Source organism: Emergencia timonensis, from assembly GCF_900086585.1.
GTDB classification, from domain to species: Bacteria; Bacillota; Clostridia; order Peptostreptococcales; family Anaerovoracaceae; genus Senimuribacter; species Senimuribacter timonensis.
Genome location: NZ_FLKM01000008.1, coordinates 502113 through 523995 on the forward strand (window position 1 = coordinate 502113; position 21883 = coordinate 523995).

The following is a 21883-nucleotide window of genomic DNA, read 5'->3' on the forward strand; positions in this document are numbered from 1 at the left end:
TATGGAATACGGATCAATCGGCCAAAATATGACCTACAGCTATTCAAAGATCATTCACGAGGCGCTGGGCGCATACCCTTATGAACTGCGCTCCCTGGAAGCGGAAGAACTGAATGCACTTCTTGAGAGCAGGGATTTTAAAGGCTTGTCGGTCACAATACCGTACAAGAAAACAGTGATCCCCTACTGTGACCATCTCTCGCAGCTGGCCGCAGAAATCGGCGCGGTCAATTGCCTCTATTTTGATGAAGACCATGAACTCCATGGAACCAATACAGATTATACAGGATTTCTATATGCCATCGATACGGCGGGGATTTCTGTCCGCGGCAGGAAGGTGGTCATTCTGGGAAATGGCGCCACCTGCCAGACGATTAAGAAAGCGGTGACGGACAGAGGGGCGTCCGAGCTTGTTGTCGCATCGCGTAAAGTGGAGACATCCTTCGAAACCTCTGCAGGCAGCAGTACCTGCCTCATGGTGAACTACGAAGGGCTTTGCGATCACGCTGACGCTGAAATCATCATCAACGCAACTCCGGTGGGTATGTACCCGAGTGTTTCTGATTGCCTGATTGATCTGAAGGCCTTCCCTTGCTGCAAAGGTGTATTCGACGTGATATATAACCCATATTATACGGCTCTCATTAAGCAGGCAGTTGACCTTGATATTCCTTTTGCCAGCGGTCTTTCCATGCTGGTGGCGCAGGCCACAGCCGCCGCAGGTTATTTTACAGGAAAAGGAAGTTTCTACGAAAAAGAAAATGAGCGAATCATCTCTATGTTGAAAAGGGAGTTTGTTCAAAATAATTAATGTAGTGATCAGAGGATTCCAGCCAAATCTTCTGTGTACTAATAGTCAAAAGCGCGGCAGTTGCTCTCCATCTGCCGCGCTATTTCTTTATATCTTATTTTTGAGACTTTTGACTGAGCAGGTAGAGTATCACTTCTACATTAAATATACCTTTATCGAAAGAGATGTCCAACGTTCCTTTATACTTTCGCACCACAGACCGCACGTTTTTTAGTCCAATGCCGTGACACTCTTTGTCTGCTTTTGTAGTATTGAGAGATTTTTCCAGCTTGCCAATATAAGAATTTTTTAACTGTATTACCAAACGCCCCTTATCATAACTGATGAGCAGAGAAAGTTCTTTCTGACCGCAGGGTACCTTTTCGAGGGCTTCCAGGGCGTTATCGATCAGATTGCCGAGAATGATGATCAAATCAAAATCATGAATAGGTATGTCAGACGAAATATGCGGCTGATAAGTTATTCTAATATCTTCTTCGCTCAAAGGCCCTAGTTTATAATTGATCAAGCTGTCCAGAGCGAGTAACCCGGTATTGGAAATACTTTGGTTATCCTGTAATTGTCGCGTCAAGGATTGGGCATATTGGCTCAACCCCTCTTTGTTTCTTTCATCTGCCAATGCATCCAGGGCAGCTAAATGATTCTTCAGGTCATGCCTTAGGGCACAAGTTGCTTCTTCGGAATCCTTCATGATTAAAAGTTGTTGCTTGTAAGATCTATTCTGTTGCAGCATCATATAGTTTTCAATCTCCAGCCTGGCAAGACGAGAGATCTGATCATAGGTGTAGAACCAAAGAATATTGATTCCTAATATGATGATGGAGTCTATGATGACCTGATTCGGTTTTGTATGATCGGTTAAGTTGTTTAGGATTAAAGTCAGGCTGCCAAGAGGTATCAGGATAATCGAAATCCAATAAGAAGGCGCTATTTTGGCACCATTCTTTAGATTGACAAAGTTCTCCAGCAGAAGGACGATAAAGAAAGTTAAAATGGTGATACCTGTAATACCAACGACAGAGTCATAATTAGTTACAGTGCCTAAATTGTGAATATAATAGCCAGAGGCATAGTTGACGGTGAGTTCAACACAGGTCATTATGATATAGGCTAACATGGTGCAAGCACAACGTTTTACCAAGGTAGAAGTATATAGAAAAGTTAGAAAAAAATATGAGCCTGCACTCAACAGCAAATATACTAGTGGTGGTGTATTAAAGAAAACAGTAATGCTGATAATTACTGCATAAAGGCTATAGGCAGTGAGTTCAATTGATTTCGCTGTCCTCTTATCGGCATAAAAAATTCTGAACATACGGTAGAGCACATAAGCATAGAAAAAATTATTGATGATGTAGGCTGTCGTGTATGCATTCATTTTAGTAGTCCTCTTGCTTCTAGCTCACTTTTTTCGATTTCTTTTAGTCTGTGCTTGTAAGTCTGACTGACCATAATTTCGGTGTCGTTTTGCATCAGTACAGAATTACCTAAAAACGCTGTAACTTTTTTAATGTTTATGACGTAGGAGCGGTGTATCTGAACATAATACTTTGGAAGATCCGTGATTAGCTCATTAAGATTTCTATAGAATTCATAACTTTTCGTTTCTGTTACAAGAAGAATCTTCCGCAATCGACTCTCAAAGTAAAGGATTTCGCTAAATTTTAGCTTATAATCCGCGCCTTTGATTCTAAAACGAAAATAACCCTCCAATTCATCTGAAAGACGAAGCGCCAATTCTAATGCTTCGATGATTGTTTCATCTGCAAAAGGTTTTTCTATGTAACTTAAGGGGCGCATATCCAATAACTGACGAGTATATTGACTGGTTCCAGTGATGTAAATAAGTTCCGTAGCATAATCACTTCTCTTTTTGCGAATTTCATATCCTACATCAATTCCGCTCATCACAGTCATTTCAATATCTAAGAAGATAAGGTCAAATTGTGATTCTGTATTAAGATGCCGACAGAGATCCTCTCCATTGTAAAACACTTCTGTTTCAATAGATAATTTATTCTCATGTGTGTAATTGGCAATTATTTGGTCTACATGATTACATATGGCTTTATCGTCATCGCAAATGGCTATTCTAAACATTTTATCAAATCCTTAAATTTTAACTTCTGGAGTTATTCTAGCACAAGACTTTGCAGGTGTTAAGTAGTTTTCCTATTTGGTTACAAAATAGCATAGCGTTGGTTACAATCCTTCGCACAGCAATCCATAATATGTATAATAATATTTACAGATATACTTAAGGAAGAGGTGACAGAATGAACGTGTTAAAAAGAAAATCCATCGAAATGCTTGCGAAGGAAGCCAAGTTGATGACGAAGTTCAGTGTGAATTCAACCTGCAGGAACATTATGTATCAACCGCAGATGCCTAAAGATGCGGACAAGCTAAAGAAACATGACTAATATTTCAGAACGACTGTTAGGCGGTATGATTAAAGAGGGTATTATTTCTGCGGAAGATAGGGAAATATATTTATTTGGAATAAAAGAGTTGTTTTCGCAGATTTTTACCTACTCAATTATGCTTGGAATTGGTGCCGCCTTTGGGATGTTGATGGAGACCATCGTTTTTCTCGTGGTCTATATGTCCCTGCGGGTTTATGCAGGGGGATATCATGCGTCGACACAGCTTAGATGCTATATCTTGTCTTTTGGCATGGTAATCGCAGCATTGATGCTGATTCGCGTAACAAATGTTCCTGAGACGATAGCCCTGATCGGCATTATTTTAATGAGTGGACTTATTTATTTTATGGCGCCGTCTGGACATAAGAATAAACCGCTGTCAGAAAATGAAAAGAAGGTTTATAAAAGAAAAGTAGGAAAAAGGGTTATTGTTTTTATTATGCTTTCTTTCGTGGCGGCGATAACTAGTATGGGGGAAATACTGATTACGATAGGAATTGCGTTGATGTTTCTTAGCGTTATGATGATCTGTAATCGACAAAAAGTGTAAATGTGTTAAGTGTGTGGATATTTGAATAGACTGTCGCTGCAACGATGAAATAGATGTTGCAGCGACAGTTTTATATTGTTTACAATTTTCCATCCGCTAAGTCTTTAATTTTGATCTTTACATCCTTGTCTTTGTATTTAATGACAAGGATGTCCTCGTCTGTCAGCTTACGTTTGCTGCCGTCTTCATTATATACGATGCTGTCGTCGATGAATGTATAGCCGTAATATGCTCCCTGCCTCATAGATTTTTTAAATGGGTTGGCATGCCGTGCATTTAAGGTGATCTGTTCTGAGCCGTCTTTTGTAGAATAGTCTAAATAAGCAGTCATAGTGACGTTTTTATCTTTATTATAAAAACTCAGGGTTACGACATCGCCTACTTTCTCACAGGTCATGTTGACGTCTTCAGACGATGGAATCCATCCGTGATTGTAGTAATAAGTGACGCCTCCGAAGACCAGGGCGCAGATGATCACTGTAACACCAATGGCTCTCCAGGTTTTCTTTTTCAGTTTCTTAAAAGGCTGAATTTCTGCTTTGCTTGCAGCGTCAATTTCTGGCGCAGTAATGCTGGCCTGCATTTCTTCAAAATATTTTTTACATTTAGGGCAAGTCTTTAAATGGTCCTCAATGCTCTGATTACTTTCCTCGCTTGTCAGTCCTTCAATGTAACTTGGCAGTAGGTCTCTAATTATTTCACACTTCATCTCTATTCACCTATCCTTTCGTGATTTTCTGTTTTGCTCGGTAAAAAGTTACACGCGCCCAATTTTCGCTTTTTTCAAAGATGTCTCCAATCTCTCTAAAAGAAAAAGCCCCAGTTAGCCTAAGCAGAACAATTTCTTTTTCAGCTTCTGATAGAACATGGACCTTGCGGAATAATTCCATCTTGTCGTCTCTTAGGCATGCTGCACTTTCTGGCGACCCCTCTTCTGAAACGATACTTTCTGTCAGCTGCGATGCTTCACAGCGCTTTCGTTTATCCAGCTCCTGGTACCAAAGGTGCTTTGCAATTTGGCAGAGCCAGGTGGAGACTTTGCATGTTCCGTTAAATTTCCCGGCACATCTTACAGCTTGATAAAAAGTCTCCTGGGTCAGTTCCTCAGCAGTATGCTCATCGTGACACAGCGTCATTAGGAATTTGAATACAGTCTGTGCGTAGTCGTTGTATACGACGTCCATGTCTAACATGTTATCACCTCTTTTCTGCTTTACCCATATATCGTCAAAGGAAAGGTTTCGTTACAGAGAAATGTAAAAGTTTATTTGCGCTTCAGCGGACAATCTGAATTCCCCCATTGGTTAGACTTCATAGCGAAGCAGTTTTTCCGGACATGCTCTGGAATATCCTGTTCTCTTTATGGCCTTATCCCGTGCCTGATATGAGGTATTTATCTTTGAATAAATAAAGCTTACGTTCGAGAGGGCAGGACTCTGTTTTTTGGCATCAGGTCCTCGGCTCTGAACTGCCTGCTTTTTTTCGCCAACCAAAAGCGCCCCGGTTATGCATAGCATGCAGTGCAGGGCTAATTTGCTTAACAGAAACGGCAAAAAGGGAAGAATCTGCGTAACAACCTGCCGTCAAAAGCGCCCCGGTTATGCAGAGTATGTAGTACAGGGCTAATTTGCTTAACAGAAACGGCAAAAGGGAAGAATCTGCGTAACAACCTGCCGCCAAAAGCGCCCCGGTTATGCATAGCATGCAGTGCAGGGCTAATTTGCTTAACAGAAACGGCAAAAAGGGAAGAATCTGCATAACGACCTGCCGCCTAGAATGGCCTGTGACCTGATCTCGAACTTGGGACCGGGTTTGCCGCCACTCTTTTCCAGGCCGCAAAAAAACAGGCCGTGTGTAACGGCCTGCTCATACAACTCTTAAAGTCCTAGCTGAGCAATCAGTGCAGCCTTTGGAAGCGCACCCATAGTTTTTGCTTTGATTTCACCATTTTCAAATTTGGCAACGGTCGGGAGACTCATGATACCGTACTGCAGTGCGATTTCCTGCTCGTCGTCGGTGTTGAGCTTGCATACCTTTACTTTGCCATCGTACTCTTCGGCAATCTGGTCGATGGTGGGAGCCAGATTGATGCAGTGTCCGCACCACGGCGCCCAAAAATCTACTAATACGGGAACATCGGATTCTAAAACTTCCTTCTGGAAAGTGTCTTTTGTTAAGTTAATAATCATATTCTCTACTCCTTTTCCTTTGCAGCCGCTTCTCTTTTTTCAATTAGCTGCGTTAGTGTTGTCCTAATAGTATTATCAACTTCGTGAGTTATATTCGCAATCTGATGTCTGTCCAAGGACGCGGTATCGATTGCCGGATGGATTACAACGTCGATGACGGCGCCGCCAGTGATGATGCTTCTCGTTTCAAAGAGATCGTAGGAGCCGTTGATGGTAATCGGGACAATAGGAACCTTCGCTTTTGTAGCCAGTTTAAAGCTTCCGGCTTTAAACTCAGCCATTCGAGGTCCGCGACTTCTGGTCCCTTCAGGAAATATGACCAGTGAAAAACCATCTTTCAGTGTATCCACTCCAGCCTGTATGGACTTGAGCGCTTCTCTTGTATTGCCTCTTTTGATAAAGACGCCTCTGATTGCCTTGATCCATTTGCCGAAGTAAGGAACGTTCTCCAATGCGTCTTTCGCAATAAAGCCGATCTGCCGTCCTTCCAATGCCTTAAATAATACTACTATATCTCCATACCCTTCGTGATTGGAAATAAACACACACGGACCATTATCCGGGACATTTTCTTTGCCGCTGATGTTGACGGTCAGATCGAAAATATCGATGACCCTGTCTACCCACAGAGCAGTCCAATATGCGATTAGTTCACGCTCTTTTTCGTTATCCCCTGCCTCTCTTGCTGCAGCGATATCTTTCATATGCTTATTAAATATACCTACGGACCTGAATAGCCGGATACCGTTGGGAATGTTTCTAAATAATTTCAAATTCGTATACCTCCCAGATAGAATTCTGCTCTCTATTAATATAACATAAAATTGGTGGAAATATCTACTCAAAAAGAGTATAATATTAGCATTAATGGCGGATGAGAGGAGAAAGCGATGGATAAGAGATATATTGCTCCAATTATCATTACAATATTGGCTGTCATATATTTTCTGCTGATGGGAATTGGTTTTGTATTTGCGCTCTTTGAAGGCATGCCTGCTATCTGCTTCATGCTTTTGCTTTTTATTCCCATTGGAGCGGCAGCTCTCACAGTATATATGTTAATTGAAAGACTCAATGAGATTAAAGGAGGCGAAGAAGATGAAGCTAGTAAATATTGATTATATCCCAGGGCAGGAATTTGATGTACTGGGCATGGTAAAAGGAAATGTGGTACAGTCCAAGAACTTAGGGAAAGATATCGGTGCTGGTTTTAAGACTCTGGTGGGAGGAGAATTGAAGGGCTATACGGAAATGCTGCAGGAAGCGAGACAGATTGCGACGAAGAGAATGGTGGATGAAGCAGAAAGCCTAGGTGCAGATGCTGTCGTCAACGTAAAATTTGCCTCGTCGGCTATCATGCAGGGGGCTGCAGAAGTCATCGCTTATGGAACCGCAGTAAAATTCAAATAAAACGAAATCAAAAGGGGAAATTTGATGGAGAGAATTGACAGAGAAAAATTTATTTTACGGTCCATTATCATAGGCGGAGCATTGATATGCTTCGCCTATATTGCATACACCATTTCTAGCTACGATGTGCTGACATTTGATACTGTAATTAGAGAATGGGCATACGCCCAGAGATCTCCGGTGCTGAATAAGATTTTGATTGGAATCACATATCTGGGCAACTGGCAGACCATTGTCACTCTCGGTTTTGTTTTACTGGTCCATCCGGGGACCAGGCAGAAAATCGGCCTGCCTTTTGCCATCACGGCGGCGTCCTCCACTATAATCTACAAAGTAGCGAAGTCGATTTTTCAGAGACCGAGACCAGATCTTTCTGTGCGAATTATCAAAGAGGGCGGTTATTCCTTTCCCAGCGGACATTCTATGAACTGTATCGTGATTTACGGGATTTTAATTTATTTGACTAGGCGTTATTGCAGGAATAGGATGGCAGCTAACTTGATTACAGTACTGCTCAGTCTGCTGATTTTGGCAATCGGCTGCAGCAGGGTCTATGTAGGGGTACACTATCCTACCGATATCCTGGGCGGCTGGAGTCTGGGCATCGCGGTGTTGACCGCAGCAATTATTATAATAGAGCAAATAAGAGGTAGAGAATATGATAATTAATTCAGTTACAGAGGCCATAGGGAAAACGCCCTTGATGCGGCTTTCCAAAATAGAGGCATCCCTGACGGCGGGGGCGGCTATTTATGGAAAGTTGGAAGCCATGAATCCGGCCGGCAGCATTAAAGACAGGGCTGCCTTGTGGATGGTGAAAGACGCAGAAGAAAAAGGGCTTCTCAAGGAAGGCGGTACCATTATTGAGCCGACCAGCGGCAATACAGGGATCGGATTAGCGGCTATCGCGGCGGCAAAGGGGTACAAAGCAATCTTTGTACTGCCTGATACCATGAGTATTGAAAGAAGGAAATTGCTGGCGGCGTATGGCGCGGAACTGGTTCTTACGGAAGGGAAAAAAGGGATGCAGGGGTCTGTAGAGAAAGCGGAAGAATTGCAAAAGGAGATTCCCGACAGCATCATAGCGGGGCAGTTTGTCAATTTTGCCAATGCGTTATCCCATATCGAAACGACGGGCCCAGAAATCTGGAATGATCTCGACGGCAAGGTGGATATCCTGGTAGCCGGTGTCGGCACCGGAGGCACCATTACTGGTACAGGTAAATTCCTTAAGGGGAAGAATCAGAATGTACAGATTGTCGCAGTGGAACCGAGGAACTCTCCCCTTTTATCAGAGGGAAAAACCGGAGCTCATAATCTTCAGGGCATCGGCGCTAATTTTGTTCCTGCATTGCTGGAGAGAGACATCATCGATGAAATAATGACGGTTCTCGAGGAGGATGCCTATGATTTGGCCAGAAAACTGGCGAGAGAAGAAGGCTATTTAGCTGGCATTACCTCAGGAGCAGCCCTTTGGGCGGCTGTTCAGTTATCAAAGAGACCAGAAAATAGGGGCAAAAACATTGTCGCAGTATTACCTGATTCAGGGGAGCGCTATTTATCGACAGTTCTCTTTGATGAATCATAAAGAGTAAGGAGGGAATATGGCAGTTACAGTAAAAGACCTGTTGGGACTGGATATCATGAAGAATTTCAAAGTAATTGCAGGCGGCGGGGGACTGACAAAGACCATCACCGCTACAGAAATTCTGGATTTTGAATTCGTCCAAGAGGGCTACCGGACGCGCACTTTTGACGGCAACAGCCTCGTCCTATCCAGCCTGCTGTTTGCCAAAGACCGGCCGGAGCTGATCTTTGAGGCGATTAAAAAACTGGTGTGCCTCAATGTGCACGCTTTTGCATATAAACCGGTCTTTTTTAGTGAACTGCCAAGAGAAGCTCTGGAGTATGCGGAAAAAATGAATTTTCCTATCCTGGAGTTCGGAGACGACGAATTTTTTGAAGAAATTATTTTCAGTATTCGCGGTTTAATCGAAAAAGACAAGGCACTCGGTTTTATCGAGCCTTTACTGCAGGAAATGCTCGACAGAGAGTTTACGAAAGAAGAAGCGGATGCCGCCAGAGATCGGATCAATCCTCTGCTGCGTCCAGTTGTGGTAGCCCTGTGCGTCAAAGTAAAGGACATGGATGAATGTCAGGTGATGCAGGTCATTCGGCGCAGCAAACCGGACGAGAGGCTTCGCGGCAAAACCTTTGTAGGAAAGCTGAAAGACCAATTTATAATCCTGCTTTCCCATGACGAAATGAACCCCGCCAGATATCGGGCGATTTTTGATGATTTGCTGGTGGCATATGGTTTGTCGGGAAACGATCTTACGATAGGAATCAGCCAACCTAGGAATATAGATGATCGTTTTGAATTAAATATTCGAGAAGCCTATTGGTCAGAAAAAGTGGCAGAAATTGAAAATGAAAATGTTAAACATTATAAAAATTTGGGTATATACAAGCTAATCGTAACCCATATTAATTCTAAGGGAACCGAAGAATACATGCGGGAGTATCTGGCGCCGATCTTTGAAGAGGAAGACAAAGACGGTGATTTGCTCCAGACTGCAATCGAATATGTTCTCGCAAAGGGCGATACGATCAAAGCTGCAGAAAGGCTTTTTTGTCATAAAAACACGATAAGATATCGAATTGGCAAATTGCAGGAGAAAGTAGATCCTCTGACTAACGAAAAAGAGTTCTATCAGAATCTTGCTGCAGCAATTAAAGTATATTTATTATTAAATAAGATAAAAAAACAGGAGGAAGAGAAATGAAAGTATATGTATGTGGAGCGTGTGGATATGAGTACGATCCGAAAGTAGGGGATCCAGATAATGGAATCGAACCGGGAACGGCATTTGAGGATCTGCCGGAAGATTGGGTATGCCCTCTCTGCGCACTTGGAAAAGAAGTCTTTGAAGAAAAGGCAGAGTAACGAGGTGTGTCTATGAATGCAATGCATAAGTTCAGTTATGGACTTTTTGTTCTGACAGCAAAGGATGGAGCAAAGGATAATGGCTGCATTATCAATACTGCAATACAAGCCGCCGACAAGCCGAAACAGGTGTCTGTCTGTGTAAACAAAGCCAATTATACCTGTGAAATGATAGAAAAGACGGGTCACTTTACGCTGTCGTTTTTGACGGAGGAAGCCGATTTTAACCTGTTTCAGCACTTTGGCTTTCAGTGCGGACGAGACGTAGATAAGTTTCAGGACTTTCAGGATGCAAAAAGAGGAAAGAATGGAATTTTGTATCTGACAAAGGCGGTCAACGCTATGGTCTCCGTCAAGGTAAATCAGACTTTGGATTTGGGGTCTCATCTGCTATTTGTAGGTGAAGTAACAGAAGAGCAGGTTCTTTCTGACGTTCCATCTGTGACATATCAGTATTATTTCGATCATATCAAACCGAAGCCGGAAGAGCATCCAAAGGCAAAAGGCTGGGTCTGTAAAATATGCGGATATGTATACGAAGGGGAAGATTTGCCATCTGATTTCATCTGTCCGATCTGTAAACACGGCGTTGAGGATTTTGAACCGATAGGCTAAACGTATTAATATCGTAGGGAAAAGAGTGGAAAGGTTGATGAATCTAACCACTCTTTTTATAATATAAGAAAAAGAAATCCTTGATTTCGTCATTTTCACGTTTTTTCTACACGTTTCTTGTTTTTAGAATGAAAACTTGCTATACTTGAAAAGGTAAATAGAGTATTGGTTTAAGTGATCTGGAGCGTGATAGAAAATGAGAGAAGACATTGCGAAATTAAAAGCAGAAAATGAACGATTGAGCCGTATTGCTGAGACAGACTGGCTGACAGGTTTGTATAATCGCGGTGCGGTGGAGAAAAGGGTTAACCAGTCATTGGCAAAGACCGGGACAGGCATTATGCTGGTATTTGACGTGGACTACTTTAGACAAGTCAATACCCGCTGCGGTCATATTACTGGCGATCATACCCTGCAGGAAATTGCGAGGATTTTGCGTGTTATGGTGTTGCCGCGAGACATTGTCGCCCGAATCGGCGGCGACGAATTTGTTATTTTCATGCCTGTAAACAGAGACAGCCATTTTGCTCAAGAACGGAGCCAGCAGATTAAAAACCGCCTTGCATCGATTTCTTTGCCTGATGACGCTGTCATGTTATCTGTCTCGGCAGGATGGGCAGTAGCTGAGGAGAATGACAATTACCAGAGTGTTTTTGAACGTGCAGATCGAATTTTGCTGACAGCAAAACAAAAATGGGACGAAGGAGAAACGGAAAAAAGCTGCCCGGCCAACAACGGAATCGAGATGGATATCAAGCAGATCAGAGAAGAACTCTCTGAACACGACTTAATTAAAGGCGCTTACTGCCAGGACTATGAGACGTTTAAGGGCATTTACCGTTTTATGGAACGAAGATTACACAGAACGAAAAGCAATGTTTATATCATTCTCTTCACATTGACAAATGGTGAAGGGGATTTGACGTCTTTGGCCGACCGTGAAGCTGGTATGGGATATCTAAAAGATAGAATACAAGGATGCCTGCGCTCAGCAGACGTCTTCACACAGTACAGCAGTGGGCAGTTTTTGGTCATGGTCTCTGACGTCACATGTGAATTGGCCGAGATGATTGCCGAAAGAATTGAGACCGCTTTTTACAAAGACCAAAAGCGCGGAACAGAGGACCTGCTGCTCCACCATTGCTATCCGTTAACGCCTGTAAGACCGGCAATTACCGTGCGGCAGGAGAACGCATAAATTCAATTTTTCTTCTCAGTTTTGGATAAAATATACAACATGTATACGTATCCTGTAAATGTAAAGCGTTAGAAATGTGTAAGAGCAGAGGAAATACAAAAAGTTTTTAGAATGAATTGATAAAAAAATAACAGTTATTATGTAAAAAACAGGTCTTGTCCAACAGATAAAACCTGTTTTTGTATAAAAAACAAAGAATTTTCCCAAAATTTATAAAATATTACAAAGACATAATTATTCGTTTTTGCTAAAATATAATCATTATAGAGAAATAAGAAACGTTTGGGAAATTGTTTCTACCCATAATAGAGTCCGAAAAATAAAATAAAATCCTACACTTAATTAATCCATTAAAAAAATCCAAAACACACACACATACACAGAAATGTTTCCCAAACGTCGCTTATTCTTTTTTTATTTATCGTTTTTAAGGCTCAGAACCTTTTTCGCAGGTACCTTATTTCAGAACAGCTCCGGGACCTCTGTCAAAATAGATGCTCTTGGCGCCGGTATATAGAGGGATACCGTAACAGACTCTGACGTCTTCTGGAAAAATGTCCATTCTGACAGCGCCTCTGCCAGCGGAGTACATGACTCGATTATCAATTCTATGGTTGGCAGCGACGGATACCGCTGAACCGACAGCTATACCTAGATCCGTCACATTAAATGCGCAGTTCGCCCCTGCCTTTTTCATCTCGCTGCAGTTTTTAAAGCCGCACATACTGCAGTTGTTCAGACCGAAGGGTTCGGAAGTCACCCCGATCAGGACGATGCAGTGGCTATTCTCTACGTTAATAGCGTCTCTTTCAATAAATTCTTCCTGATACTCTTTCGCCGCTTCATGCATTTTCTGTACCAGTAGATCCTTGTCTTCTCCTGTCAAAATAACAGTGATAATCTTATCTTTACCGCTGCCCTTTGGCGCAGTTCTCGCTGCAGCTGCCATCAGGTCCGCAACCTGTAAGGCGGCATCTCGTTCTGCGTCTTCCATGATTTTTATCATAATTCAGTTCCTCCTTTTATGTATGGCAATATTGTATCATATTGTTAGCGGCTTAGAAAGACGCAAAAGACTGTTCTCCCGTTAGAGGAACAGCCTTTCTCGTTATATTAAGTTTAGATATTGAAGCCGCATTTGATTAAGCTGCTTTACCGCCATAATCACGGTCCGCCGCATTTGCATCTTTCATATTCAGCATGGAAACTGTTGCAATAACGCCAACTGCAACGACGGCGAGAAGGATGATGTAACCGGTATTGGCATGACCGCTTTCAATGAAGCCAGCCATCATTTGACCGGCAAAGGCTGATGGAATCAACTGAATCGCCATGATGATTCGGTTAGCTGACTGATATTCTCTTCGGCCGTAGCAGTACGCTGTGATACAAGGATGCATAGTTGGAACCCCGCCAGTCATGCAGGCTACGCCAAAGCCCCACATAACCATGAGAGGAACACTGCCGCCTTCTGGCTGTAACATCAGACCCAGCACCGGAAGCAGTTCACAGAGCCCCAGGATAATGGAGGTCTTGACAGATCCCAATTTGTCGTCCAGCCAGCCGAAGACGTAGGACATTGGTATTCCCAGAATTGCACCGACAGATAACCATTTTAGTGCTGCAAACCATACATATGGGCCGCTTTCATCCATGCCAAGGCTCATATAGCGGGCGGCCATGGAACCCATGCAGGCATTGATAATAAAGGTAAATGCACCGAATGCGATGATCAGTTTCCAGCCCTTTACTGATGACAGTACCTGGCTGACTGTAAGCTGTACTTCTTCGACTTCTGATTCTGATTTAGGCGGCTGATCTGCTCCGTCAGGATAGAGGCCTGCTTCTTCAGGCGTATCCTTGAGACCGAACCAGGTAACGAGCGCCATAGCAATGATGATGACGGCGATGCCGATGTAAAACGGTCTGTAGTCACCGCCCAGGTTGTTCTGAATAAATGTAGTCATAACGGAGGTGCCGATGACGGAAAATAAAGGAGAACCTACTGTGATGATCCCCATGACGCGGCCGCGGTATCTGATAAACCAGTTGGCACAGAGCATAAAGCCGCCCATCTGGAAAATCATGCAGGTGCATCTGACGACAAACATGGAGATTGCGTAAAGCGTATAATTGCCTTCTCCGCCAAAGGCGGTTAAACCGTTAGCCATGGCAATTCCTACGCAGCCTGCTGCTGCCAGGATAAAGCACGGCATCAAGGTTTTTCTGACGCCGAACTTGATAAAGAAGGTGCCGTAGATAAAGGTCAGTACGATGCAGGCAAAGTTTCCTGCAGTTAATGGCGACATAGTCTTGTTGCTGTCCCATGCGCTGAACGTTTTAATAATGTTGATGTGGTCATTTTGCAGACCGGAGTACATGAACATGTAGACGATACCCAGTATCATGAACAGGATCGCATACTTTGCGAATTTCTTATTCTGTAACATTTTGATTTCTCCTCTCAAAATAAGGTAAATAATAGCAAATATATATTGAAGCGCTTCTTAATATAATCAAAGGTTAATTGTTCTGGATCAGCTCGATGAGGACGCCGGAATTATCCCGGATGAACATGACGTTGTTTCCTTCCATCATGACTTCATGAGCAATATCCACGTGATTCTTTAGCAGACGTTCTTTCATTTCTGCCATATTGTCGACTTCGAAGGCGACGTGTTTGGTGCCTACAGTCTGAAGATCGTCGTTGGGCATCCTCCTGCTGTCTGGCAGGGGGGTCGGGAAATCATACTGAAACAATTCAATCTGATAATCTCCTTTTTTAATGAAGCAGATTCTCGCGTGAAGAGGTTCCGCATAGTTGTCACTAACCAGGGAAAAGTCCAGGTTCTCTTGGTACCAATTCAGCGCCTCATCCATATTGAGAACGCTGATTCCTGTATGTAATGCTTTTATAATTTCTGCCATGTTCCTGCCTCCGCCTATTTTTCTGTCACGACAAATTTACCGCCGCTGGCAAGGGTATATTCCGCCGTCTCTGAGGCGATGGCCGTAATGGTCACACCTTCTGGCGCATCTATTTGTGCTGTATTGATATCTGTAATCAAAGTAATGGCTGAGTCGGCTGTGGCAACCCACTTGCTGCCCGTATTCATAGCGAGAGTTACGTTTTCCATCTTGCCTTTTATCAATGTGGAGGTTAATTCAACCCACATCGTTCTCTCGCTGTCTTCATGAATCAAGTCACCTTCGATTTCCATGTCTTTCATTCTGACATTGACGCCGTAGACGTCTTCGGTCACTTTGGTTGTACATGGGTCGTCGTTAATGATTGTTTTGACAAGGATGCCTTTGTCGGATTGAATATTAGTGTTCTTTAAGTCGATCAATGCGTTGTGACTCTTGATTAAAAATGCTTCTGCTGCTGTGTGGATTTCGCCGCCGTTGATTATCATTTCTGCGACTTCTTCCTGCCAGCCGTTGACGCAGTGCATTAGACCAAAATAGGTGCCGCATTCTGCCTTACAGTTGTTAAAGGTCATATCACTGTTTCCGGCAACGATGCCCATCATACAACTGGTGTCGATGTAACAGTTGTTGAATACATCGTGGCAGCCCGGGTCTGAATAAGCGCCGTAGCCGCTTTTGGTGCAGATGATATCACAGTCGTTGGCCTCTAAATAGACAAACCCTTCTGAGCTTTCCGTTGAAAGAGCCGCCCAGCCGTCGCAGATGATTTTTGTATTGTAAAAATAGGACTGTGAATTGCTCATCGTACAGTGAGTACGAGTATTGCCCTTGATTTCCAGTGCCGGCGGCGGTGTGGACATCAGTTCTTTCGGCTCAGGAATCTCATCACCGAAAGGCATGCCGTGGGACCAGATGACAGAATTGTAAACCCGCAGTGTTGCGTTTTCTTCTGCGGCAGTGGAGTATCTAGTTCTGCCGCTGGTGTTGATAACGGCGTTTTTAAGGGTCATGCTGGCGCCGCGCTTTACTGCTGCGCCGCTTGAGGGGCCGCCAATACCGCTGCCGTTTCCAGCGGTACTGATATATGCGCCGTCCACGGTAACCTTACTGCCGGGGCCTTCCGCATAGATGCCTCCGTCCCGGCCGTCGTAAGCAACGACTTTGACATTCTTCAGATTTTGATCGTCTATGGTTCCGCCGTATAATGCTTTGCTGTTAGAAAGGCTCTTATCAATTCTGCCGTCTCTGATGTGAATGGCAGCCTTGGCCTCTGGGTCGGGGGCAAACCAGTTTATCTCGGGTTTACCCGGATTAAGAACTGCATTGACGCCTTTGATGATATTTGTCATCATCAACATGTTGCTGGATTCTTTCCTTGCAGGCTTCTCCATGCGCATTCCTTTTATTGTCTTATTCATGTTATCTCCTTATATAATAAACCGTTTCCAACTGGTTCCTTTGTTACCTTAAATATACTAGATTCTGAGCCTTGTGTAAAATCGATAATTTGGTATAATTATTATAACTAAAAAAGTATTATTCAGAAAATTTTGATGTTTGGGATGGAGGGACAGAGATGAATGATTTACAGATCGATTATTTCTTGGCCGTAGCGAGGAATTTGAGCTTTACCAAAACCGCAGAAGAGATGTATGTATCGCAGCCTGCCATCAGCAGACATATTTCACATTTGGAAAAGGAATTGGGATTCGCCCTTTTTGATCGGAGCAAGAAGACGACGCAGCTGACTCCGGCGGGAGGCCTCTTTTACGATTTCTTCTCTGAGTACAGACAGAATTTGGCCAGGGCAAAGGAACAGGCCTACCGTTTGACCAATGCGCAGATCGGCAGTGTCAGATTGGCTTGTTTGGATGGGTGGAAAAACGTGGAGGCCATACCTATGGCACTGCAGAACTTTAAAAAGAGATTTCAGAATGTGGATATCGCTTTGAGCAGTTATGGCTTTCGAGGCCAGTTGAAGGCGCTGGGTTCAGACAAAGTCGATGTCATCCTCTCCTTAGAGGGCAATACAGATGACTATCCGGATATTATGACCAAGACGATCACCACTGTACCACTGAAGATGATTTATTCTGTCCATCACAAGTATGCTGGGCAGGAAGGTCTGACGCCTGTCGATTTTAAAGAAGAAAAGCTATTTGTGCCGACTACGGAAGAGACCAAACTGGCAGAAGTCAATAACAAGCGTTTTTGCAAACCTTTCGGTTTTGTGCCGACCCAGGTAAAGGTAGATAACATAGAGTCCATGCTGCTTAATGTACAGAATGGTTTTGGTATTGCGATTATCGACGAGTGGGCATTACAGTCAGCCGGAAAAGACTTTCTGTCTATCGATTTAGGCGTGTCTAACGATGTGATTCTGGCCTGGAAAGAAGGCAATCTGAATCCGGCAATCGGCGCGTTGGTCAGCGAGATGATCTTCATGTTTAATCAGGAAAAATAACTTTTCTGTTATAGATGGAAAAGATAAGCGACAGCGGGCAGGACGATGGGAACGAGCAAGGTCAATATGGTGCCCGTAATCAGGGTCACCAGACCAAGACGCACGCCGACGAATTTAGTGACGGGAGCCAGCATCGTATCCATATTGCCTGCAGCACCGCCTGCTATCGGACTGCCTAAGCTGATCTTTATGAGCAGGGGCATCAGCAGGACTGTAAAAAACTCTCTCAGTACGTTGACGATAAAACCGTAGGTGCCTATTTCCAATCCATAAGCCTGTGTCATATAAGCTCCAGTGATGCTGTAAAAGCTCATACCACTTGCTGAGATTACCGATACATAGAGAGGCAGTCTTAAAAGGATACCAGCGATGATTCCTCCCAGAATACTGCCCAGCAGAATTGCTGCTGATAACCAGATGATTCTAAAACCCAGGCGTTTTACAAATCGGAAGACTTCTCTGTTAGCTCCTTGGGAGATACCGACGCAGACGTATAAGACGATTAGGGAAATAGTAAAAATAGTATCCATTATATCTGAATTTAGATAAGAACGGAAGAAAATGCCAGCAAAAAGACCTGCAAGGATGCTGCAGGGCATGATCCAGACGAGATGACTGGTGCTTTTTTTCTCCGTTTCCTCTTGTCCGGCGGCACTGCTAAGGGTCAGATTTTTCTCGCTGAGTTGTTTGTCGAGATGATCTAAAGGCAAAACTGTCTTTTCACATAGAACAGTAAAGAGTACGCTGCCGCCAATGGCACATAAGGCAATGACCACGCAATGGATACCGATGGTGCCGAATTGCCTTATGACAGATTGATCTAATCCGATTCCTACGCCGATGGACAGCATTAGAAAGATTAGCGCGACAGTGGAAACTTTTTCTGATGCGGACGTAAATTTGGGAGCGGTGACAAAAAGACCGCAGATAATTCCCATACCGAGGCAAATAAAAGGTAAAATTGTCATAATTTCCTCCTTCTTCATCTGAATCGCAAGATTATACAGTAATAGTATTTGAAAAGTGACTTCGCTTCAACAAGCTGACCCTCAGATGCAGAAAATGCACTCGAAAAGAAAGTGCTTTTGGAATTGATAAGTCAGAAAGGGTATTCATGATTCATATTCTCATCTTGTGTAAAGAAAAAAAGGATATTGCTGTACTTTCGGACAGTATCTGCAGATGTGTTGAAGATTCGCTCTGTTTGATCTCCACTGTCGATCCAGAGGAGGCCAAAACGATCATTACGCGAAGAGAGATTACCTTCGATCTCTTTATACTGGGGGTGAGGCTGGGAAAAAGAAGCGGCTATATCATGGAGAAGATGATTCGTCAGTACCACATTTACAAGCAAACGCCAATATTGTTTATAACGGAAGAGAGCTATAATTTAATCGGATTTCCGCCCCTCGCAACCTTTCAGGCATATAAAAGATGCAATTACCTGTCTCTGCCTTTAGACAAGATAGATATACAAGCAAAAGTAAGTCTCTATCTGGACGCCATTGCTGACAGGCAGCGGCAAAACGAGGAATCCAGGCGGTGTTTGGATTTAAAGGGGTCTGGAGGAATTGAAAAGGTGCCTTTGAAAAGTATTTTGTACTTGGAAATTCAGAATAAGACCTGCTCGATCTATACGCTGCAGGGAAAGTATATTGTTAAGAGAACCAGCCTCATAAGGGTTCTGGAAGAAATCTGTTCGGATGATGTAATCAGATGTCACAGGTTTTTTGCAGTCAACATTAAAAACATAGATTTTGTTGAACGCCATGATTCGAGAATCTGGTATCTTCATCTTAAAGGGACCAATCAAACCTGTCCTGCGAGCAGAGTCTATCTGAAAGACATATTGCCTTTTGCGTGACAGAAATACAAAAGGGATTTCCTAGCATATTTGCATGGGAAATCCCTTTCTAATTTTATAATTCATCTTTAGCCCATTTTGCTATACGTTGAAATTTCAACACCAGTTCCCCGTCATAGATATTGACAGGGATGTCAGCGTTAATCGGGTAGATTGTGGGTCCAGTCTCGCTTTCGAAGAAATATACGATGACTCGCCCTTGATAAGGATCTACAATCCAGTATTCCCTCACCTCGGCAGCCGCGTATTTGGCAAGCTTGATGACGTGATCTCTCCGTTTCGTTCCCGGAGAAATAACCTCCAAAACGAAATCCGGTGCGCCGACAATGTTACGCCTTATAATTTGCTCTGCATCACAGATAATGATTACATCCGGCTGAATCATGGTCCTCTCGTCATTGTCCAGTTGCACATCCACAGGTGAGATAAACGGCGTACAATCTCCGCCTTGGTCTACAATAAAGTTGGCGATTTGCCGATATAGCTCTCCCGCCATCAACTGATGGAAGGTGGTAGGTGCCGCCATATCGTAGAAATATCCATCAATCAGCTCAACTCGCTGGTCTTCTGGGAGCGCACGGTAATCATCGATGGTATATTCTCCCGGTTTCTTGCGCACCTGATAGGCTGGTGTGTATTCCATTACTACCATCTTCTCCTTAAACACTCGTTCAAGCGCCATGACAGTGTCATACCGGGGGCTTTGGGTTTCACCACTAAAAATCTTCTGAACAGTGCCAAGGGGAACACCGGATAAATCAGCAATCTGTGCATATGTATACCCGTATTCTCTCTTCTTCTCTCTCATTTTTTCGATTTTCATAACAGACCCCCCCTAAACATCCACTACATTGCAGCAACGCTGTCAATATCGTTGTGTTCATTATACCATGACGATACCTTTGAAAATAGAATCGAAGGTCATGATTCAATGAACGCTTCCTTGCAGCAACGCTGTCAATATTGTTGTGTTCATTATACCATGAAGGGACCCGCTACAAAACCGAAGACTGTAAAAAAACGGTTAAATTTTGGTTATATCCATTTGATGAGTCCGCCGACAAGAGACGGATCTAAATTCCAAACGTGCTCATAGGCGGCTGGAATACCTGTATAATTGAATCTGTGCGTAATTAAAGGCTGGATATTTAATTTGCCGTAGTGGATCAAATCCAAGAAGACTCTGATATCTTCATCGCAAGTCCAGATGTCAGTACCAGTATATCTTTGCAGGTTGGCATTCATTATAGGCGGCCAAGCCCCTTTGATGACCAAATCTGCACGCTTGAGGGCAAACGGTTTGGAATTGACATAAGTGCCGATGAGGCTGGCGCCCTTCTGCATTAGATTATCGTCATAGTTAGGCATAGATTCCCCATGAACCTGGGAGATCATGACGACCCTTCCCCTTTCGCTGACCAGCTCGAAAGCCTGTTCCAGAGGCTGTCTGGAGCCGGTGGCCTCAAAGATGACAGGACAGCCGCCTCTGTCTAGGGATTTAACGACTTCAGCCAGCTTTTCTGGTTCTTTGGCCGGGTTGATGGCGAAGTCGACACCCATTTTTCTTGCCATATCCAGTCTTTCTTCATCTAAATCTGTTACAATGATAGGAAGCGCGCCGGCACATTTAGCACATTGTGCGGTAATTGCGCCGACAAAGCCCTGACCCATGACAATGGCAGGCTCACCCAGCTGCAGATTAGCCCTTCTGAGGGCATACATGCCGGTATGACCCAGGTTGAAAAAGGCGGCCTGCTCCATATCAATCCCCTTTGGCGCAGGGGTACAGTTGTATTGGTCCATAATTAGGTATTGGGCGTGCTCGCCAGTGGTGACCACATTATCGCCGGGCTTGAAATCGGTAACGCCCTCACCTGTTTCAATGACTTTTGCAGCCATACTGTAGCCAATGCTGGTTGGCAGCGGAACAATGTGTTCTCCCATAAGTCCGTTTTCTGTGCCTGGGCTCATGGTAGAGTATTGGGCTTCTAAAAGCAATTGTCCCGGACCTGGAGCAGGTAGTTCTTTCTCTTGTAAGACGACGCTGCCGGGGCAGGCCTGTGCATATATTGTTTTCATTTTATTATCTCCTATTTTATTTCTGGGACCAGTTTGGAAACTTTATACCTCGTGTTTATTGTTTCATATTTCCTGGGAAAATGCAAGAAAACATTGGAATTTCAAAGATATCGAAAAGCAAATGAGAAGTATAACAAAAAAGTAATTTTATTTTTCCTTAGATTTGAATCCTTTTGGTATATCAAACGGGTTTACTATTATAGAACGTTCGATTTAAAAAAATGAGTGCATGAGGTCCCTTCGCCCAGCCGTAAACGCGAACTAGCGAAAGCGGGGGCGTTCTGGCATGAGACCTGCATCAGCGCTGACTTCACCAGTCGCTGTGCCGGGGCTTCCAATGCACTTATGCCGCCCGCTAGGGGCGACGCTTCGCAAGGTACGTTCTTTGAAACATAGGGG

The 21883-nt window shown here is 43.7% G+C and carries 26 protein-coding genes; 13 read left to right on the top strand and 13 right to left on the bottom strand.

The window, feature by feature from the left end; all coding sequences use genetic code 11:
- Nucleotide 1 precedes the first annotated feature (1 nt).
- The gene (locus BN6539_RS03555; protein ID WP_067533995.1) at nucleotides 2–811 is read left to right on the top strand and encodes a shikimate dehydrogenase family protein; all 810 of its coding nucleotides are present in this window, start codon (nucleotides 2–4) and stop codon (nucleotides 809–811) included.
- A gap of 94 nt (nucleotides 812–905) precedes the next feature.
- Here the strand turns inward: BN6539_RS03555 and BN6539_RS03560 are convergent, their stop codons facing one another.
- Nucleotides 906–2189: a sensor histidine kinase gene (locus BN6539_RS03560; RefSeq protein WP_067533998.1), complete on the bottom strand. Its 1284-nt coding sequence runs from the start codon at nucleotides 2187–2189 to the stop codon at nucleotides 906–908.
- Entirely contained in the window at nucleotides 2186–2911 is a 726-nt protein-coding gene (locus BN6539_RS03565) for a LytR/AlgR family response regulator transcription factor (RefSeq protein WP_067534002.1), read from the bottom strand. The genes BN6539_RS03560 and BN6539_RS03565 overlap by 4 nt, the downstream gene beginning before the upstream one ends.
- Nucleotides 2912–3087: 176 nt before the next feature.
- On the opposite strand from BN6539_RS03565, the gene BN6539_RS22085 reads away from it, so the two are divergent.
- Together BN6539_RS22085 and BN6539_RS03570 are read left to right on the top strand one after the other, a co-directional pair.
- Complete coding sequence (locus BN6539_RS22085) at nucleotides 3088–3234, top strand: cyclic lactone autoinducer peptide (RefSeq protein WP_082907342.1); 147 nt, start codon at nucleotides 3088–3090, stop codon at nucleotides 3232–3234.
- The gene (locus BN6539_RS03570) at nucleotides 3227–3787 is read left to right on the top strand and encodes an accessory gene regulator ArgB-like protein (protein ID WP_067534005.1); all 561 of its coding nucleotides are present in this window, start codon (nucleotides 3227–3229) and stop codon (nucleotides 3785–3787) included. The genes BN6539_RS22085 and BN6539_RS03570 overlap by 8 nt, the downstream gene beginning before the upstream one ends.
- A gap of 79 nt (nucleotides 3788–3866) precedes the next feature.
- Here BN6539_RS03570 and BN6539_RS03575 read toward each other — a convergent pair whose 3' ends face one another.
- The 4 genes from BN6539_RS03575 to BN6539_RS03595 all read right to left on the bottom strand — a co-directional run bounded on the left by BN6539_RS03575 (nucleotide 3867) and on the right by BN6539_RS03595 (nucleotide 6749).
- Complete coding sequence (locus BN6539_RS03575) at nucleotides 3867–4496, bottom strand: zf-HC2 domain-containing protein (RefSeq protein ID WP_067534008.1); 630 nt, start codon at nucleotides 4494–4496, stop codon at nucleotides 3867–3869.
- 10 nt (nucleotides 4497–4506) lie between these two features.
- Nucleotides 4507–4980: an RNA polymerase sigma factor gene (locus BN6539_RS03580; protein WP_067534011.1), complete on the bottom strand. Its 474-nt coding sequence runs from the start codon at nucleotides 4978–4980 to the stop codon at nucleotides 4507–4509.
- 684 nt (nucleotides 4981–5664) lie between these two features.
- Complete coding sequence (trxA, locus tag BN6539_RS03590) at nucleotides 5665–5976, bottom strand: thioredoxin (RefSeq protein WP_067534016.1); 312 nt, start codon at nucleotides 5974–5976, stop codon at nucleotides 5665–5667.
- A 5-nt stretch (nucleotides 5977–5981) separates the two neighbouring features.
- Nucleotides 5982–6749, bottom strand: a complete 768-nt coding sequence (locus BN6539_RS03595; RefSeq protein ID WP_082907343.1) for a lysophospholipid acyltransferase family protein — start codon at nucleotides 6747–6749, stop codon at nucleotides 5982–5984.
- 117 nt (nucleotides 6750–6866) lie between these two features.
- Here BN6539_RS03595 and BN6539_RS03600 point away from each other — a divergent pair, with 117 nt between their 5' ends.
- The 8 genes from BN6539_RS03600 to BN6539_RS03635 all read left to right on the top strand — a co-directional run bounded on the left by BN6539_RS03600 (nucleotide 6867) and on the right by BN6539_RS03635 (nucleotide 12146).
- Entirely contained in the window at nucleotides 6867–7094 is a 228-nt protein-coding gene (locus BN6539_RS03600) for a hypothetical protein (protein ID WP_067534019.1), read from the top strand.
- Nucleotides 7075–7386 (top strand): YbjQ family protein, encoded by a 312-nt coding sequence (locus BN6539_RS03605; RefSeq protein ID WP_067534022.1) that lies wholly within the window; start codon nucleotides 7075–7077, stop codon nucleotides 7384–7386. Before BN6539_RS03600 ends, BN6539_RS03605 begins: the two co-directional genes overlap by 20 nt.
- Nucleotides 7387–7410: 24 nt before the next feature.
- Nucleotides 7411–8055, top strand: coding sequence for a phosphatase PAP2 family protein (locus tag BN6539_RS03610; protein ID WP_067534025.1), 645 nt, complete (start codon nucleotides 7411–7413; stop codon nucleotides 8053–8055).
- A complete protein-coding gene (cysK, locus tag BN6539_RS03615) occupies nucleotides 8045–8974 on the top strand; it encodes a cysteine synthase A (protein ID WP_067534028.1) in 930 nt (309 codons plus the stop codon). Before BN6539_RS03610 ends, cysK begins: the two co-directional genes overlap by 11 nt.
- 16 nt (nucleotides 8975–8990) lie before the next feature.
- The gene (locus BN6539_RS03620) at nucleotides 8991–10172 is read left to right on the top strand and encodes a PucR family transcriptional regulator (protein ID WP_067534031.1); all 1182 of its coding nucleotides are present in this window, start codon (nucleotides 8991–8993) and stop codon (nucleotides 10170–10172) included.
- Complete coding sequence (rd, locus tag BN6539_RS03625) at nucleotides 10169–10333, top strand: rubredoxin (RefSeq protein ID WP_067534034.1); 165 nt, start codon at nucleotides 10169–10171, stop codon at nucleotides 10331–10333. The genes BN6539_RS03620 and rd overlap by 4 nt, the downstream gene beginning before the upstream one ends.
- 12 nt (nucleotides 10334–10345) lie before the next feature.
- A complete protein-coding gene (locus tag BN6539_RS03630) occupies nucleotides 10346–10948 on the top strand; it encodes a flavin reductase (protein ID WP_067534037.1) in 603 nt (200 codons plus the stop codon).
- Nucleotides 10949–11144: 196 nt separating this feature from the next.
- Nucleotides 11145–12146, top strand: coding sequence for a GGDEF domain-containing protein (locus BN6539_RS03635; protein WP_067534040.1), 1002 nt, complete (start codon nucleotides 11145–11147; stop codon nucleotides 12144–12146).
- Nucleotides 12147–12603: 457 nt separating this feature from the next.
- Here the strand turns inward: BN6539_RS03635 and BN6539_RS03640 are convergent, their stop codons facing one another.
- From BN6539_RS03640 to BN6539_RS03655, 4 genes are all read right to left on the bottom strand, one after another.
- The gene (locus BN6539_RS03640) at nucleotides 12604–13152 is read right to left on the bottom strand and encodes a ferredoxin domain-containing protein (RefSeq protein ID WP_067534043.1); all 549 of its coding nucleotides are present in this window, start codon (nucleotides 13150–13152) and stop codon (nucleotides 12604–12606) included.
- Nucleotides 13153–13288: 136 nt separating this feature from the next.
- Nucleotides 13289–14596 (bottom strand): MFS transporter, encoded by a 1308-nt coding sequence (locus tag BN6539_RS03645; protein WP_067534045.1) that lies wholly within the window; start codon nucleotides 14594–14596, stop codon nucleotides 13289–13291.
- 73 nt (nucleotides 14597–14669) lie between these two features.
- Entirely contained in the window at nucleotides 14670–15074 is a 405-nt protein-coding gene (locus BN6539_RS03650) for a VOC family protein (RefSeq protein WP_067534047.1), read from the bottom strand.
- 14 nt (nucleotides 15075–15088) lie between these two features.
- Nucleotides 15089–16495 (bottom strand): hypothetical protein, encoded by a 1407-nt coding sequence (locus BN6539_RS03655; RefSeq protein WP_067534053.1) that lies wholly within the window; start codon nucleotides 16493–16495, stop codon nucleotides 15089–15091.
- Nucleotides 16496–16653: 158 nt separating this feature from the next.
- Between BN6539_RS03655 and BN6539_RS03660 the strand changes: the two genes are divergently transcribed.
- Nucleotides 16654–17541, top strand: coding sequence for a LysR family transcriptional regulator (locus BN6539_RS03660; protein ID WP_067534060.1), 888 nt, complete (start codon nucleotides 16654–16656; stop codon nucleotides 17539–17541).
- Nucleotides 17542–17549: 8 nt separating this feature from the next.
- Here the strand turns inward: BN6539_RS03660 and BN6539_RS03665 are convergent, their stop codons facing one another.
- Nucleotides 17550–18509, bottom strand: a complete 960-nt coding sequence (locus tag BN6539_RS03665; protein ID WP_067534062.1) for a lysine exporter LysO family protein — start codon at nucleotides 18507–18509, stop codon at nucleotides 17550–17552.
- 164 nt (nucleotides 18510–18673) lie between these two features.
- On the opposite strand from BN6539_RS03665, the gene BN6539_RS03670 reads away from it, so the two are divergent.
- Nucleotides 18674–19405 (top strand): LytR/AlgR family response regulator transcription factor, encoded by a 732-nt coding sequence (locus BN6539_RS03670; protein ID WP_207645075.1) that lies wholly within the window; start codon nucleotides 18674–18676, stop codon nucleotides 19403–19405.
- Between the two features lie 55 nt (nucleotides 19406–19460).
- Here the strand turns inward: BN6539_RS03670 and BN6539_RS03675 are convergent, their stop codons facing one another.
- Nucleotides 19461–20228, bottom strand: a complete 768-nt coding sequence (locus BN6539_RS03675) for a Uma2 family endonuclease (RefSeq protein WP_067534066.1) — start codon at nucleotides 20226–20228, stop codon at nucleotides 19461–19463.
- A 212-nt stretch (nucleotides 20229–20440) separates the two neighbouring features.
- Nucleotides 20441–21484 (bottom strand): zinc-dependent alcohol dehydrogenase, encoded by a 1044-nt coding sequence (locus tag BN6539_RS03680; protein ID WP_067534067.1) that lies wholly within the window; start codon nucleotides 21482–21484, stop codon nucleotides 20441–20443.
- Nucleotides 21485–21883: the final 399 nt, after the last annotated feature.

Excerpts from the sequence above, each read along its gene's own strand:
- BN6539_RS03575 (WP_067534008.1), bottom strand. The coding sequence starts at position 4,496 with ATGAAGTGTGAAATAATTAGAGACCTACTGCCAAGTTACATTGAAGGA.
- BN6539_RS03570 (WP_067534005.1), top strand. The coding sequence starts at position 3,227 with ATGACTAATATTTCAGAACGACTGTTAGGCGGTATGATTAAAGAGGGT.
- BN6539_RS03630 (WP_067534037.1), top strand. The coding sequence starts at position 10,346 with ATGAATGCAATGCATAAGTTCAGTTATGGACTTTTTGTTCTGACAGCA.
- BN6539_RS03620 (WP_067534031.1), top strand. The coding sequence starts at position 8,991 with ATGGCAGTTACAGTAAAAGACCTGTTGGGACTGGATATCATGAAGAAT.
- BN6539_RS03635 (WP_067534040.1), top strand. The coding sequence starts at position 11,145 with ATGAGAGAAGACATTGCGAAATTAAAAGCAGAAAATGAACGATTGAGC.
- BN6539_RS03660 (WP_067534060.1), top strand. The coding sequence starts at position 16,654 with ATGAATGATTTACAGATCGATTATTTCTTGGCCGTAGCGAGGAATTTG.
- BN6539_RS22085 (WP_082907342.1), top strand. The coding sequence starts at position 3,088 with ATGAACGTGTTAAAAAGAAAATCCATCGAAATGCTTGCGAAGGAAGCC.
- BN6539_RS03675 (WP_067534066.1), bottom strand. The coding sequence starts at position 20,228 with ATGAAAATCGAAAAAATGAGAGAGAAGAAGAGAGAATACGGGTATACA.
- rd (WP_067534034.1), top strand. The coding sequence starts at position 10,169 with ATGAAAGTATATGTATGTGGAGCGTGTGGATATGAGTACGATCCGAAA.
- BN6539_RS03610 (WP_067534025.1), top strand. The coding sequence starts at position 7,411 with ATGGAGAGAATTGACAGAGAAAAATTTATTTTACGGTCCATTATCATA.
- BN6539_RS03555 (WP_067533995.1), top strand. The coding sequence starts at position 2 with ATGGAATACGGATCAATCGGCCAAAATATGACCTACAGCTATTCAAAG.
- trxA (WP_067534016.1), bottom strand. The coding sequence starts at position 5,976 with ATGATTATTAACTTAACAAAAGACACTTTCCAGAAGGAAGTTTTAGAA.
- BN6539_RS03605 (WP_067534022.1), top strand. The coding sequence starts at position 7,075 with ATGAAGCTAGTAAATATTGATTATATCCCAGGGCAGGAATTTGATGTA.
- BN6539_RS03640 (WP_067534043.1), bottom strand. The coding sequence starts at position 13,152 with ATGATAAAAATCATGGAAGACGCAGAACGAGATGCCGCCTTACAGGTT.
- BN6539_RS03680 (WP_067534067.1), bottom strand. The coding sequence starts at position 21,484 with ATGAAAACAATATATGCACAGGCCTGCCCCGGCAGCGTCGTCTTACAA.
- BN6539_RS03580 (WP_067534011.1), bottom strand. The coding sequence starts at position 4,980 with ATGTTAGACATGGACGTCGTATACAACGACTACGCACAGACTGTATTC.
- cysK (WP_067534028.1), top strand. The coding sequence starts at position 8,045 with ATGATAATTAATTCAGTTACAGAGGCCATAGGGAAAACGCCCTTGATG.
- BN6539_RS03560 (WP_067533998.1), bottom strand. The coding sequence starts at position 2,189 with ATGAATGCATACACGACAGCCTACATCATCAATAATTTTTTCTATGCT.
- BN6539_RS03600 (WP_067534019.1), top strand. The coding sequence starts at position 6,867 with ATGGATAAGAGATATATTGCTCCAATTATCATTACAATATTGGCTGTC.
- BN6539_RS03650 (WP_067534047.1), bottom strand. The coding sequence starts at position 15,074 with ATGGCAGAAATTATAAAAGCATTACATACAGGAATCAGCGTTCTCAAT.
- BN6539_RS03665 (WP_067534062.1), bottom strand. The coding sequence starts at position 18,509 with ATGACAATTTTACCTTTTATTTGCCTCGGTATGGGAATTATCTGCGGT.
- BN6539_RS03565 (WP_067534002.1), bottom strand. The coding sequence starts at position 2,911 with ATGTTTAGAATAGCCATTTGCGATGACGATAAAGCCATATGTAATCAT.
- BN6539_RS03645 (WP_067534045.1), bottom strand. The coding sequence starts at position 14,596 with ATGTTACAGAATAAGAAATTCGCAAAGTATGCGATCCTGTTCATGATA.
- BN6539_RS03655 (WP_067534053.1), bottom strand. The coding sequence starts at position 16,495 with ATGAATAAGACAATAAAAGGAATGCGCATGGAGAAGCCTGCAAGGAAA.